The organism is Paenibacillus sp. EKM206P (genome assembly GCF_011066155.1).
GTDB classification, from domain to species: Bacteria; Bacillota; Bacilli; order Paenibacillales; family Paenibacillaceae; genus Paenibacillus; species Paenibacillus polymyxa_D.
Map to the genome: position 1 here is coordinate 143,792 of NZ_JAAMNQ010000012.1, position 13,629 is coordinate 157,420.

Annotated in this window: 14 protein-coding genes; all 14 read left to right on the forward strand. The window is 45.2% G+C overall.

Annotated elements, in window-relative coordinates; genetic code table 11:
• Window positions 1–65 precede the first annotated feature (65 nt).
• The 14 genes from G9G53_RS21030 (at window position 66) to G9G53_RS21095 (ending at window position 13,579) form a co-directional block, all read left to right on the forward strand.
• Complete coding sequence (locus G9G53_RS21030; protein WP_165150025.1) at window positions 66–1,097, forward strand: WXG100 family type VII secretion target; 1,032 nt, start codon at window positions 66–68, stop codon at window positions 1,095–1,097.
• A gap of 311 nt (window positions 1,098–1,408) precedes the next feature.
• On the forward strand, window positions 1,409–1,957 hold the full coding sequence (locus G9G53_RS21035; RefSeq protein ID WP_069012931.1) for a YcxB family protein: 549 nt from the start codon (window positions 1,409–1,411) through the stop codon (window positions 1,955–1,957).
• Window positions 1,958–2,015: 58 nt separating this feature from the next.
• A complete protein-coding gene (locus G9G53_RS21040; RefSeq protein WP_165150027.1) occupies window positions 2,016–2,963 on the forward strand; it encodes an ATP-grasp domain-containing protein in 948 nt (315 codons plus the stop codon).
• A 273-nt stretch (window positions 2,964–3,236) separates the two neighbouring features.
• A complete protein-coding gene (locus G9G53_RS21045; protein ID WP_013369616.1) occupies window positions 3,237–3,683 on the forward strand; it encodes a tellurite resistance TerB family protein in 447 nt (148 codons plus the stop codon).
• 28 nt (window positions 3,684–3,711) lie between these two features.
• Window positions 3,712–4,305, forward strand: a complete 594-nt coding sequence (locus G9G53_RS21050; RefSeq protein ID WP_069012933.1) for a TerD family protein — start codon at window positions 3,712–3,714, stop codon at window positions 4,303–4,305.
• Window positions 4,306–4,352: 47 nt separating this feature from the next.
• The gene (locus tag G9G53_RS21055) at window positions 4,353–4,928 is read left to right on the forward strand and encodes a TerD family protein (protein ID WP_013308970.1); all 576 of its coding nucleotides are present in this window, start codon (window positions 4,353–4,355) and stop codon (window positions 4,926–4,928) included.
• Window positions 4,929–4,959: 31 nt separating this feature from the next.
• Window positions 4,960–5,541, forward strand: a complete 582-nt coding sequence (locus G9G53_RS21060; protein ID WP_069012934.1) for a TerD family protein — start codon at window positions 4,960–4,962, stop codon at window positions 5,539–5,541.
• A 224-nt stretch (window positions 5,542–5,765) separates the two neighbouring features.
• Entirely contained in the window at window positions 5,766–7,034 is a 1,269-nt protein-coding gene (locus G9G53_RS21065; protein ID WP_029517566.1) for a TerD family protein, read from the forward strand.
• 26 nt (window positions 7,035–7,060) lie between these two features.
• Window positions 7,061–7,795, forward strand: coding sequence for a TerC family protein (locus G9G53_RS21070; protein WP_029517565.1), 735 nt, complete (start codon window positions 7,061–7,063; stop codon window positions 7,793–7,795).
• A gap of 167 nt (window positions 7,796–7,962) precedes the next feature.
• Entirely contained in the window at window positions 7,963–9,150 is a 1,188-nt protein-coding gene (locus G9G53_RS21075) for an HpcH/HpaI aldolase/citrate lyase family protein (RefSeq protein ID WP_069012936.1), read from the forward strand.
• A gap of 52 nt (window positions 9,151–9,202) precedes the next feature.
• Entirely contained in the window at window positions 9,203–10,549 is a 1,347-nt protein-coding gene (locus G9G53_RS21080; RefSeq protein WP_069012943.1) for a phosphoribosyltransferase family protein, read from the forward strand.
• The gene (locus G9G53_RS21085; protein ID WP_029517562.1) at window positions 10,546–11,697 is read left to right on the forward strand and encodes a cysteine protease StiP family protein; all 1,152 of its coding nucleotides are present in this window, start codon (window positions 10,546–10,548) and stop codon (window positions 11,695–11,697) included. Before G9G53_RS21080 ends, G9G53_RS21085 begins: the two co-directional genes overlap by 4 nt.
• Complete coding sequence (locus G9G53_RS21090; protein WP_029517561.1) at window positions 11,694–12,530, forward strand: HAD family hydrolase; 837 nt, start codon at window positions 11,694–11,696, stop codon at window positions 12,528–12,530. The genes G9G53_RS21085 and G9G53_RS21090 overlap by 4 nt, the downstream gene beginning before the upstream one ends.
• Before the next feature lie 17 nt (window positions 12,531–12,547).
• Window positions 12,548–13,579, forward strand: coding sequence for an ATP-grasp domain-containing protein (locus tag G9G53_RS21095; protein WP_165150029.1), 1,032 nt, complete (start codon window positions 12,548–12,550; stop codon window positions 13,577–13,579).
• Window positions 13,580–13,629: the final 50 nt, after the last annotated feature.

Consider the following 13,629-nt stretch of genomic DNA (forward strand, 5'->3'; position numbering starts at 1 on the left):
ATGAAATAAGGCTTACTGTAAAATATAATTTCTATCTCCTATTTCATAGATGGGATGTGATCACCATGACAAAAATCCAAGTCACACCGGAGCAGCTGGACAGCGTGGCCTCCCAATTTGCCAATGCCCACGGCACACTGTATAACCAGTTAAATGGCCTGGATAGCACAATGAACTACCTTCACAACCAGTGGGATGGTATGGAGAGGAATCGTTTTTATAATGACTATCGAACGGCTAAATATACACTATCTTCTGTATTAAATAAGGTTCAATCCATTGAAATTGAGCTGAAAAGCATCGCTTCGAAATTTAGAAATGCGGATGGTGAAAGCACACGTGGCTTCTGGACAGCCCTAGCTGCGGCAATGAGCGCTAGCGCAGCGCTGGCAGGCAGTGGAGAGGCTGGAGATCATGGTGGTGAAATTGCCAAGCAGCCCAAAAACATAGACGAATGGGAGCAGGCAGACGCGGTTAAATATCATCAATATGAGGAACTACTGAAAAACGCCGAGGCCATCGGCGACAAGCAGGTTATGCAGAAAATTCACGACCAGATGAATGTCCTGCAGCTGCAATATGAGGACTCCGTTACCCGTACAGATTACAATACAGGAGAGACCTCCAAGATCACATCCGATTCCCTTGTCGCCGTCACCGAACTGACAGGTAAAGACGGAAGCAAAACGGATATATCTATAGATAAAAAAGGGAATGTTGTGAGTTATGAGCAAAATACGGATAAATACGATTACTGGGTCCAAAAGCATACCCAATCAGCCGGAGAGCATGCTCTAGGTAAAACGGCCCAGACCGTCAGCGGATATGGAATAGGTCTTATTTTGTCGCGCGGGGCTGGTGTTAGTGGGGGAAGTTCGGGCATCGGTACTGGCGCAGCCTCCGGCTGGGGGGAACACGTCGTCGGCATTGGTGGCGGCATGCTCAGTGACAAAGTACTTTTCTCTGTACCCGATGAGGGCGAAACCCGTACCATGATCTACCGAACGAATAAAGAAACCGGACATATTGAGAACATGATCATCGTCACCAAAGGTGAGAATGAAATGGAGTATCGCTATTGGGAGGATTATAACTAGATCTTGAGCAGTGAACGATAATAACGTGTTTAGGAGTACCCATAAAATCTACAGTCTTTTTTTCTAGAACAGGTGAGCGGCAGGTGGAAACTGTAAACTCACTAGCTGGAGAGGTCTGTGGATTTTTTTGTTTACCATTTTTTTCTGAATTCCGATATATTAAATAGATAGAATACATATCCAAGGTAATTTAATTGAATATTCGAAAAAGATTAAAGTACTAGTTTTAGAGGGAGAAATAGTAAATGAAAAAACCATCCATTAGTATAGTAGTTGTGTTGTTTTGAGAGGGTAGGGAGAGGAGTTACGATATGCAACAATCAGAGACATTACTGTACACGTACAGGCTAACATTGAAAGATATCATGTTATTTAATTTTTGTTTGAAGTATCAGAAGTCTACTGGGCTTAAGTTGATGGCATCAATCCAGTTTCTGTTGGTCATTATGGCTACATACAAGCTTATAGTAGATAATGAAGTAGATCCTAATACGATAGCGATGTTCTTCTTTCCATTCTTAGTTTTTGTAATTATTCCTTTCTTTACTATTAAAGAAGTGAAAGCTAACTACCTAAATCACCCACAATGGCCTATTGAAAAAGATTATGAGTTTTCAAAGGAGGGTCTTCATTTTACGTACTCTGCGGGTTACAACTGGGATGAAGTAAAGGGGGTCATTAATACGCTGACTGCCTTTTATATATTGCTGCCTAATCATAAATTTATATTGGTCCCCAAGCGGATTTTTTCTAGTAGGCTGGAGCGCCGACAATTCAAAGAACTGTTGATAACCCAGATCGGATCAGAGAGATGGGATTATAAATTTATAGACAAAATGAGCAAATTAAATAGAAAATAATTATATTTATGGTAAATAAAATTAAAGGCTAATACATTTGTTAAAAGGAGGAACTCATATGTATCTTCTATTTTGTAGTGATCCTCTAAATTCTAAAATTGTAGATATGGATTACCGTGAAGAGTGCGAGGTTGCACAGAGTCTTGGTTTTGATATAGGGTTGGTCAATTTTGATAATCTGATCGAGGATGAACGGGAAGGATCAGAGTCTAACCCATATATTGTTTCTAAGAATATGCGAGAGTATGTTGCTAAACAGGGAAGCGAGTACGTGAACGCGCTATACCGTGGATGGATGTTAAGGCCCAAAGTATATGGTGCTTGGACTGCAGCCTTGGAGGCCGATCGAATCAGGATGCTGACAAGTGCTAAGAGTTATAGGAACTGTCACTATTTTCCCGATTCATACTCGTTAATTCAAAATTTTACGCCTCGGAGTGTATGGCTGGAGCGGGACCAATTGGATGCGGAGCATATTCTAGAGGCGGTCATACCTTTTGGAACGACAGCAATAATGGTCAAGGACTTCGTTAAATCACGGAAACATGATTGGCTGGACGCCTGTTATATCCCGGATGCGTCAGATCAGGTGCATGTGGAACGGGTGATTCGTCGTTTTGTTGAACTTCAGGGGACAGAATTGAATGGAGGAGTTGTGTTAAGGGAGTTCGTACCTTTAGAATTTCTTACCCTTCACCCCAAAAGTGGCATGCCCTTGTCTAAAGAATATCGTCTATTCTTCATGTTCGGAGAGCCTGTTTTTACAGTTAATTACTGGGATGAGGCTGCATATGAGACCGTTCCTACAGATCTGGATGAATTTATTCAGATTGCACGTCAAATCCAAAGTCCATTTTTCACAATGGATATTGCTCGTACACAAGCAGGACAATGGATTATTATAGAATTGGGAGATGGGCAAGTTTCGGGACTGCCTGAGAACACGGATCTTGAAGTGTTCTATACAAATTTAAAAAAAGTGGTGGTGAACCGTGGATTATGGTAAAAGGCACAGTGCTTCTGTTGAATTGGAAGGCTGTGCCTTTCTATCAATTTTGACATTTCACAGACTTGCAATTGGGGTAGCAAATGATGGATGATAGAAGAGGGCCTTTTATGTAGAAAATAGGGCTAAAGATAGAGAGGATACTAATAATAAATAGATCGGATTTACCGTATTTTTGTATATTATTGTAGAAAAAGATCGTAATTCAGGTTATAGTAAAGGAAGAAATTAACTAGGATACCTTTACCCAAATACGTAATTGTGGAGGGAAACATGAGTACATTTAAAAATTGGTTGAATACAACTAAAAAAGGACTTGGAGACCAAGTTAAGAAGTTTAAGAATAAAGATTTTATGGAAGCTGTTGTTGCAGGCTGTGCATTAGTAGCATTTGCTGACGGTACGATTAGTCCGGAAGAGAAAACAAAAATGGCCGGATACATAAATATCAGTGAAGAATTGAAAGTGTTTGATATGGGTGAGGTCATCAACCGTTTCAATCACTATGTAGCGAACTTTGAGTTTTCACCTGAAATCGGTAAACAGGAAGCACTGAAGGCGATTGGTAAATTGAAAGGTAAGCCAGAAGTAGGCCGACTCGTCGTTGGCGTATGTAGCGCTATTGGCGCAGCTGATGGTGACTTTGATGCCAATGAGCAGCGAATTGTGGCTGAGATTTGCGGCGCGCTTGGTTTGAATCCGTCTGAATTTAGTCTGTAAATTTTACGGAAGGGAGGTGTGTTAATCAGTGGCTGTAATTAATCTGGTCAAGGGCCAGAAAATTGATTTGACCAAGGGAAACACAGGACTGACCAAGGTTATAGCAGGATTGGGATGGGACCCTGTACAGTCCAAAGGATTTTTTGGCTTCAAGAAGCAACCCAATATTGATTGTGACGCTTCTGCCATTTTGCTGGATGCCAACGGAAAACTGACTCAGTCAGATAACGTAGTGTGTTTCCACAATAAAAAAAGTCCATGTGGCTCTGTCGTGCATTCCGGTGATAACCTGACCGGACAAGGTGACGGCGATGATGAACAAATTGAAATTGACCTGGCACGTATTCCTGCCAATGTCGACAAAGTGCTTGTTGTTGTGAATATATATGATTGCGTTAACCGGAAACAGGACTTCGGCATGATCGAGAAAGCGTATATCCGCATTCTGGACGGTGCTAATTCCAAGGAACTGGTGACGTTTAATTTATCTGATAATTATGAAGGGCTGACCGCACTGGTCTGTGGAGAACTCTATCGTCATAACAACGAATGGAAGTTTGCTGCAATCGGTGAAGGAACCCATGCCGTACATATTGATGTGCTGGCTCAGCGTTATATGTAATTTTAGGTTGCTCATACAAAACTTAATGTGAAAAGGGGTTCTTACTCATGGCAATTAACTTATCCAAAGGTCAAAAAATCGATTTGACGAAAACAAATCCAGGTTTGTCCAAAATCACAGTGGGTCTCGGTTGGGACACAAATAAATACGATGGCGGTAAAGATTTTGATCTGGACGTATCCGTATTTTTGGCTAATGCGGAAGGTAAAGTAGAATCCGATAAGAACTTTGTCTTTTTTAATAACCCACAAAATGAGAACGGCTCTGTCGTTCATACAGGGGATAACCGCACAGGTGATGGCGACGGAGATGACGAGCAAATTAAAATTGATCTGGGTAGCGTGCCAGCTAACGTTGAAAAGATCGCTTTTACGATTACAATCTATGAAGCACAAGAACGCAGCCAAAACTTTGGACAAGTGTCCCGTGCTTACGCTCGTATCGTAAACGAAGCAAACAATGAAGAATTGGTCCGCTTTGATCTGGGAGAAGATTTCTCAATCGAAACAGGCGTTGTTGTAGGCGAACTGTATCGTCATAGCGGTGAATGGAAGTTCAATGCCATTGGTAGCGGCTATCAAGATGGTCTTGCAGGATTGACGCGCGATTACGGTTTGGCATAAAAAATCTATACAAAGAAAGCAGGTATGCGGAATGACCATTAGCCTTTCCAAAGGACAACGTATTGATCTGACCAAAACGAATCCTGGCTTGACTCGTGTCGTTGTAGGTCTTGGATGGGATACGAATAAATACAGTGGTGGCGCGGACTTTGACCTGGATGCTTCAGCTTTCCTACTTTATGAAGACGGCAAAGCCAAAGCTGCGGATGATTTTGTATTTTACAACAACCCGACAGGTGGAGCAGGATCGATTACCCATACAGGCGATAACCGTACAGGTGAGGGCGATGGGGATGACGAGCAAATCATCGTTGATTTCTCGAAGATTCCTGCGAACATCCACCGTATCGGGATCACGGTTACCATTTATGATTACGAGGCGCGCGCGCAAAACTTTGGTCAAGTGTCCAATGCTTTTGTGCGTGTGGTAGATGCAGCAACGGATCGTGAAGTGCTGCGCTACGATTTGGGAGAAGATTTTTCCACCGAAACGGCCGTCGTATTCTGTGAATTTTACCGTCAGAATGCAGACTGGAAATTCCAGGCTATCGGTAGTGGCTTTGCTGGTGGATTGGGTGCGCTTGCTAAAAACTATGGCTTGGACGCTCAATAATATCCACTTGGGGTGGTGTCCATAGGGCGCTACCCTTTCTTTTTAAGCTATTACATTGAGCATTTTGCATAAATCCCAAGAGCATTTTCAAATCAGCAATATATAGATCGAAACGCTTTAGTTTGTCTATATATTGTTCTTATGTGCGTTGGGAATCGAATGATCCAAAATGCTACATTAGCGTACGCTGACACATGACAAACCGACAGAAAGGTGACACAATCATGGCTGTTATCGTAGTAAAGGGACAGAAGGCGGATTTGACGAAAACAAATCCGGGCCTGACCCATGTCAACGTAGGGATTGGCTGGGAGTCCCCAGCGTCTCTGGAGCTGGATACTTCGGCATTTTTGCTAGGTCCTGGAGGAAAAGTATCGGGTGATGAGGATTTAATTTTTTATAACAATCCGACCACGCCCTTTATCACCTATTCAGACGGACAACAGTCCGGTGACAAAAAGCAATTTGCCCTTGATCTGACGCGAATTCCTGCAAACATCGAGAAGATTGCGTTTACGCTGACGATTTATGATGCGGATCAGAAACGGCAAAATTTTGGACAGGTTCAAGGTGGGTTCATTCGTTTTGCTCATCCGGTTAGCGGAGAGGTTTTGCGGTTTAATTTGGACAGTGGATTTACAGTGGAAACGGCGATTGTCATTGGTGAACTGTATCGTCATAACGGGGAATGGAAATTCAACGCGATTGGCGCAGGTTTTTCCGGTGGATTGGATGCGTTGTGCGTTAATTTTGGGATTGAAGTGGAAAATAATCCGGCTCCTCCCACGCCAGTGCCTACACCTCCGTCTCCAGCGCCTCGACCAGCACCAACGCCGCCACCAGTACCACCTGCTCCGAAGCCAGAGCCATCTGCAACACCGGTGAATCTGAATCTGCGGAAAATTGAGCTGAAGAAGAAGGGCGACACCATTAATCTGAAAAAGGGCTCAGGCGGATTGGGTGAAATCCTGATCAATCTGAACTGGAATCAGGTGCAGCAAAGCAAGGGATTTTTTAATCGCGGCTCCAAGGGTGTCGATCTGGATCTGGGCTGCTTATATGAGATGAAGAATGGAGATAAAGGCGTTGTACAGGCGCTCGGGGAAGTTTTCGGTTCTCTAAATCGCTTTCCGTACATTGCTCTGGATGGCGACGACCGAACAGGCTCTGTGAAAACAGGGGAAAATCTTCGCATCAACGGTGCTAAAATTTCTGAAATTAAGCGAATTTTGGTGTTTACCTTCATCTATGAAGGAGTCACGAACTGGTCACAAGCGGACGGGGTAGTCACGCTGTACCAGAAGGATGGGCCGGACATTATCGTTCACATGAATGAACATGACAATCGCAAAGGGATGTGTGCAATTGCCATGATCCAAAATGTAAACGATGAAACGTTTAGCATTGAAAGACTCGTGCAGTTCTATGGCGGTCATCGTGAGTTGGATCGGGCCTATAACTGGGGCATGCGCTGGTCGCAGGGTAGCAAATAAATTGAATTATCGGAGGCACTCTTTTCATGTTGAATGATTTGTTTAAAAATATCAGCGAAAACTACGGCCATTTCTTTTCATGGAGTGATGTTGTAGGTACGCTTACTGATCCAGTGAGTTGGGGGATTATAGGAACTCTCATTTTGCTGGAAGGACTTTTATCGGCGGATAACGCCTTGGTTCTCGCAGTTATGGTTAAACACTTACCTAAGGAACAACAGAAGAGAGCCTTATTTTACGGGATTTTGGGTGCGTATATATTCAGGTTCCTGGCTATCGGCTTGGGTACATTCCTGATTAAGTTCACCCTGATTAAGGTACTGGGTGCAGCTTATCTGCTCTATATCGCTTATAAGGGCTTATTCAAGTCCGAAGGTGATGGAGAAGTGAAAAACAAACCTACTTCTTTTTGGAAAACGGTATTAATGGTCGAACTGATGGATATTGCCTTCAGTATTGATAGCGTCATTGCGGCTTTCGGTGTGAGCGAGAAAGTATGGGTTCTGTTCCTGGGTGGTATTCTCGGCGTTCTGATGATGCGTGGTGTTGCTCAAGTGTTCCTCAAGCTCATTGATAAATTTCCGGAACTGGAACAGACAGCCTTTATTATGATCGCCATTATCGGGGGTAAAATGCTGGCTGCTGCTTTTGGCTTTCATATGTCGCAGATTTTATTCTTCGGCATTTTGATTGCTGTCTTTGTAGGCACAATGGTTATCAGCTCGGCGAAAAGAAAGAAAAAGGCCGACAAAGAGGCTTAATGTACAAAGTATAGCGAAATCCCTCCTGAAACTAAGGGGGGATTTCTTTTATACCCGGAGCACAGGGCTTCAGTCAGGCAAGAAAGAGCAAGAGGAGGGGAAGAGCCCTGAAATATTTTAATGATTTAACCTCTGAGGAAGTAGAAGCGATCTTTTATACTCCACCGTTGGAGTTTCATAACCGTTCTCCCAAAAGTATATTGGCTTATGCGATAGGAGCGGCTTTGTACATGCCAGCGACCCGCTCGGAAGTAGCGGAAGAGATCAAAAATGGAAAACATGAAGGGTTAACAACGGTCATTTTGGATTTGGAGGATGCGATAGGGGATCAGCAGGTCGGGCAGGCGGAACAATCGCTGGCGCGGCAGCTGTTTCAACTATTGTCTTATGTACGGACGGGGATGATGAGTGAACAGCAATTACCTTTGTTATTTGTGCGTGTGCGCTCTGTGGAGCAGTTGGAACGACTACTGAACGGTTTGGGTGAATCTTTGTCGCTGCTCACGGGCTTTGTCTTACCCAAGTTCTCTTCTGATAATGGACGAGCGTATTTTGCACTCATTGCAGAATATAACCGGAGTATGCATACAGGGGCAGGAAACGAAAACAACATGCCTGTGCTGTACGGGCTACCGATTCTTGAAAGCTCCAAAATCATTTATCGGGAATCCCGCTGGAAAGAGCTGTTGTCGATTAAAGAAATCTTAGACGAGTACCAGGAATATGTGTTGAATGTACGCATTGGAGCAACCGATTTTTCCAGTCTATATGGCTTGAGACGCAGCCCGGATATTACGATTTATGAAATTGCCGTCATTCGGGATTGCATCGCAGATATTATTAACTTGTTTGGACGCGTGGGCTCAAATTACGTCATTTCCGGTCCTGTATGGGAATATTTCTCTCACCGAGAACGTGTCTTTAAACCTCAATTAAGAGTATCTCCTTTCGAAGATGCACTTGGGAAGCCGGGCCGACACTTGCGGATGGACTTCATCTCAGATGCCGTAGACGGACTGATCCGAGAAGTCATGATGGACAAAGAGAATGGGATTATCGGCAAAACGATTATTCATCCCTCCCATATTAAGCCGGTACAGGCCATGTATGCGGTGACACATGAAGAGTATATGGATGCACTTGAAATTGTTGAGCGTAACGATGGTAGTCTGGGGGTATTCAAAAGTACCTATGCCAACAAAATGAATGAAATTAAGCCGCATTTGAATTGGGCTCATCGAATTATCAATAGATCAAAAGTATACGGGGTGTTACATGAACAACAACATTTTGTCAGTCTCTTACCCAACCACGAAAACACATCTGCTGCCAATCCTGGAGCAGTTCAGCGTTAAAATTACGGAGACTCATAATCCATTCCGTCTTCCTGTGGACAAGCTGTTTGCGATGGCGGCACGGGTCAATAAAAAGCGTTCGTTTTTATTTGTCAGCAAGGTGCTGGGCAAGCATATTCCGGTAAACCCATACACCTCTCTGCTCAGTGGTGCGGCGCTGGCGATCCTGCTATATAAGGAGCTTGTCCCACAAGCGGGACAACAGATGGATGAACTGATTGGAGAGGCCGTGAGAGGACTACTTAACCCGGACTATGCGAAAGAGGCCTACCGAAAGCTGATGGATGAGCGTTTAGCTTTTGCTTTTACGGAGCCGATCAAGTTTGTTGGTTTTGCCGAGACGGCTACAGCACTGGGACACAGTATGTATCGGTTGTTTGACGACGGGGCCTCGTATATTCATACGACGCGCGAGGATATCCCGGGCCTTCGGCCTATTATTCGGTTTGAAGAAGAGCATTCGCACGCTGTTGATCATCGTTGCTATGCACTGGATGAAGGTGCTTTTGCGGGTGATGGCCCGATTGTGCTGGTAGATGATGAAATTACGACGGGGAAAACAACGCTTAATATCATACGGGATATTCAGGAGCATTTTCCGCGTAAACAGTATGTGATTGCTTCGTTATTGGATTGGCGGACAGACAGCGACGAGCAGGCTTTCGCTGATCTGGAGGTAGAGCTAGGCATTACGATTACGCCTTTAAGCTTGCTCAAAGGAAAGATTGAGGTACAGGGAGTACCAATACTGGATCACGCAGAATATGCTGGACAGGCTGGGAACCCAGAACATGCAGCCACTAGCATGGCAGAGGTTAATAAAGATGCTTCTGGAATAATTGACCACCGTTTTGAACAGGAGGCTTCCGGTTTTGAGCGGGTAGTACACAGCTCCATGTCAACGGACGGGTACACCAATACAGCTCCTTATCTAAAATATACAGGCCGTTTTGGTCTACAATCCATTGACAATTCAGCGTTGGATGCAGAAATCACGCGTACAGCCGAACGACTGAAGCAACTTCGTTCTGGGCAACGCACGCTGGTTATGGGCACGGGAGAATTCATGTACATTCCAATGCGGATTGCAGCAGAGTTAGGCCCGGATGTGTATTTTCAATCGACGACACGCAGCCCGGTATATCCCCACCGAGAAGAAGGGTATGGAGTCGCTTGTGGTGTGACATATCCATCGCCTGAGGACAGTACGATACGCAATTTTATTTATAATGTAGACCCTGGTCAGTATGACGAAATATTCGTTTTGATGGAAAGGGAGTCGGACCTAGAGCGGATGAACCCCATGCTGGAGGCTTTGAACCGTCTGGGCTGCGATAAAGTGCATGTCGTTTATTTTAACGGTTTAACTAGACAGGAGAGTAAAGGAGCGCGGATATGAAGCAAGCACTCATGGAGCAAATACAACAGAAGAACATTCATCCGCCCAAACCTCTAGGCAGTTATCCTGCCTCGGATGTCACATTTTTATTGAAGGATTTGAGTAGGGTTACGTTGGAAAAAGGGACGGAGGATCGTGAAGAGGCGATTCAGTCGGGCGTCCATTATTCAGAAATGCTGCCAGTGGAATACGAGCCCACCGCAGAGTATATTGCATTGTTTCACGAAACGCTTGCCCAATCTGCCCAAAAGGTTGCATTAGCGGCAGCTTCTGTGGCTGAGATGATTGTGAGAAAAAGAGGCTTAAATACGGCGATTGTTTCTCTGGCTAGAGCAGGGACGCCCATTGGTATCCTGATCAAGCGTTATATTGACTGGAAGTATAGCGTATCCTTGCCGCATTACAGCATTTCTATTATTCGTGGCAAAGGCATTGACCGGAATGCGATATTATACATTTTACAGCAGCATGGGCTGGGGATTGAACTTCAGTTTGTCGATGGCTGGACGGGGAAAGGGGCAATTCGCCAGGTATTGATTGAGGCCTGCCGTGAGATGAATGCGGATTACGGGTTGCGCCTAAATGATGATCTGGCGGTGCTGGCCGATCCGGGCAGATGTTCAGAAACCTTTGGTACACGAGAAGATTATTTGATTCCAAGTGCTTGTCTGAATTCGACTGTATCAGGTTTAATGAGTCGGACGGTATTACGCGACGATCTCATAGGCCCTGACGATTTCCATGGGGCCAAATTTTATGAATCCTGGCGGTCAGTGGATCAGTCCAATACGTTTGTGGATACGGTATCCGGGTATTTTCAAGACGTGGCTGAAGCGGCCGTTGCATATGCTGAACTAATGACATTGAATCCGCCTGCGGTGACATGGCAGGGCTTACGGGATATTGAGGCGATTCAGCAGGCATTTGGCATTCGGGATATCAATCTGGTCAAGCCCGGAGTGGGGGAGACGACTCGTGTACTGCTGCGCAGAGTGCCGTGGAAAATTCTGATTGATCGCGAAGATAATCCGAATCTCCAGCATATTATGCTGCTGGCAAAGGATCGTGGAGTGCCCGTAGAGGTATTTGAAGGATTGACTTATTCCTGCTGCGGAATTATCAAGCCGCTCAAGGGGGGACAAGAATGATCTACGCAAGTGATCTGGATCAGACACTGATTTACTCCAAACGTTCGCTTGGCGTACCGCTGGAGTCCCCTGGTCTGTTGCCTGCGGAACAGATAAACGGGGCGACATCGGCTTTTATTTCTGAACAAGCCCTGCAATGGCTAAAGACACTGCCTGAAGATGTGATGTTTATGCCCGTGACGACTCGGACGATGGAACAGTATCGACGAATCACCGTGTTTCAGACGGAGTTGGTTCCCGCATATGCCGTGACGAGTAATGGTGGAAACATCATCGTTGGAGGCGAGGTGGATCGAGAGTGGAATCGACGTATTCATGAACAAGTGCGCCGTGATGGTGCTCACGCGGAAGAAGCACGTCAGGTGTTCGGGCAGGTGCTGCATGAAGATTGGGTGGTAAACGAACGCTTTTGCGACGAGTTATTCTATGCTTTCATGATTGAACGGGATCGTATGCCGCTGGAACAGGTGCTGGAGAAGGCGCGAATCATGCGTGAAATGGGCTGGGAGGTATCCATTCAAGGTCGTAAGGTGTATTTGGTACCTGCAGCCGTGAATAAACAGGCAGCCGTGGAGCATATCCGTAACCTCACGAATGGAGGGACCGTGGTTGCGTCCGGTGACTCTTTGCTAGACCGTTGTCTGCTGGACTATGCCGATTATGCGATTGCTCCGCGTCATGGTGAATTGTATCGGGAACAACTGCGGGATAAGCTGGAGGTCAATTATCGTTTTACAGAAGTGTCGGGGGTTTATGCAGCGAACGAAATCATGGCGTATGTTCATGAAATACACCGGAGTGTGTTCGCAGCTCAAACTTCATTTTCAGAATAGATAGGGGACGTGGCTCTGTGAAGAAGGTTAAAGTGTATTTTAACCGCTGGTTTTCAGTGGCGTATCATTATATGAATGCTATTCGTAACAATGAGGACGGTATTCCGTTCGAGATCTATGCGACGCACTCTGATCCGCAGCATATGGCGTTACAGGCCAGTGATGTAGCTGAAGTAGAGCCTCGCACCAGTGGTGTGGAGTACGCACGGTTTTGCGCTGATTTTTGCAGGCGGCACGGAATTGATGTCTTTATCCCACGGTGGAATATGCTCGATATTAGCAAGCATCTTTATTTGTTCGATGATATTGGGACAAAAGTGATGGTATGCCAAGATACCGAACTGCTGGAGCAACTGATGGAAAAGGATCTGTATTATGAATCCATCCGTCAAAAGGACATTGTCACGATTCCCGATTATGCCATTGCCAGCAATGCTGAGCAGTTTAAACAGGCTTATGAGTCGTTAATAGCACTTGGGCATAAGGTATGCTTCAAGCCATGTAATGCGGAAGGCGGAATGGGCTTTCGTATCATCGACAATGAACGTAATCCGCTGGAGGAACTGTTCGGCCATGCGCTGAATCATATTTCATTCGAGGAAGCACACCGCGTATTGTCATCCACAGAATCATTTCCCAATCTGATGGTGATGGAGTTGCTGGAGGGATACGAATACAGTATTGACTGCCTGGCTGACCGGAACGGAAAGCTGCTAGCAGCAGTTCCGCGTAGGAAGGCAGGAGGACGATTACGGCTGCTGGAGCAGCATCCCGAGCTGTTGGAGGTGGCACAGAAGGTCGCTGAGGCGTATCATATTCCGTACAATTATAATATTCAGGTAAAATATAACGGCGAGCATGCCAAGCTGCTAGAGATCAATCCGCGGATGTCCGGAGGACTTCATGTATCATGTTTGTCAGGTATCAACTTTCCTTATCTAGCGGTGAAATCGGCTTTGGGTCATGAGATCGGTTCACTTCATCCGCAATACGACATTTTAGCCAGTCATATCGAGCAGCCAATCACCATACGTAAATCCGTACATTGACACACACAAATATTGTTTTCTACAATATGGTAAGGGTTTACGTCAGGAGG

Excerpts from the sequence above, each read along its gene's own strand:
- G9G53_RS21090 (WP_029517561.1), top strand. The coding sequence starts at position 11,694 with ATGATCTACGCAAGTGATCTGGATCAGACACTGATTTACTCCAAACGT.
- G9G53_RS21070 (WP_029517565.1), top strand. The coding sequence starts at position 7,061 with ATGTTGAATGATTTGTTTAAAAATATCAGCGAAAACTACGGCCATTTC.
- G9G53_RS21080 (WP_069012943.1), top strand. The coding sequence starts at position 9,203 with ATGGCGGCACGGGTCAATAAAAAGCGTTCGTTTTTATTTGTCAGCAAG.
- G9G53_RS21085 (WP_029517562.1), top strand. The coding sequence starts at position 10,546 with ATGAAGCAAGCACTCATGGAGCAAATACAACAGAAGAACATTCATCCG.
- G9G53_RS21040 (WP_165150027.1), top strand. The coding sequence starts at position 2,016 with ATGTATCTTCTATTTTGTAGTGATCCTCTAAATTCTAAAATTGTAGAT.
- G9G53_RS21030 (WP_165150025.1), top strand. The coding sequence starts at position 66 with ATGACAAAAATCCAAGTCACACCGGAGCAGCTGGACAGCGTGGCCTCC.
- G9G53_RS21065 (WP_029517566.1), top strand. The coding sequence starts at position 5,766 with ATGGCTGTTATCGTAGTAAAGGGACAGAAGGCGGATTTGACGAAAACA.
- G9G53_RS21055 (WP_013308970.1), top strand. The coding sequence starts at position 4,353 with ATGGCAATTAACTTATCCAAAGGTCAAAAAATCGATTTGACGAAAACA.
- G9G53_RS21045 (WP_013369616.1), top strand. The coding sequence starts at position 3,237 with ATGAGTACATTTAAAAATTGGTTGAATACAACTAAAAAAGGACTTGGA.
- G9G53_RS21035 (WP_069012931.1), top strand. The coding sequence starts at position 1,409 with ATGCAACAATCAGAGACATTACTGTACACGTACAGGCTAACATTGAAA.
- G9G53_RS21060 (WP_069012934.1), top strand. The coding sequence starts at position 4,960 with ATGACCATTAGCCTTTCCAAAGGACAACGTATTGATCTGACCAAAACG.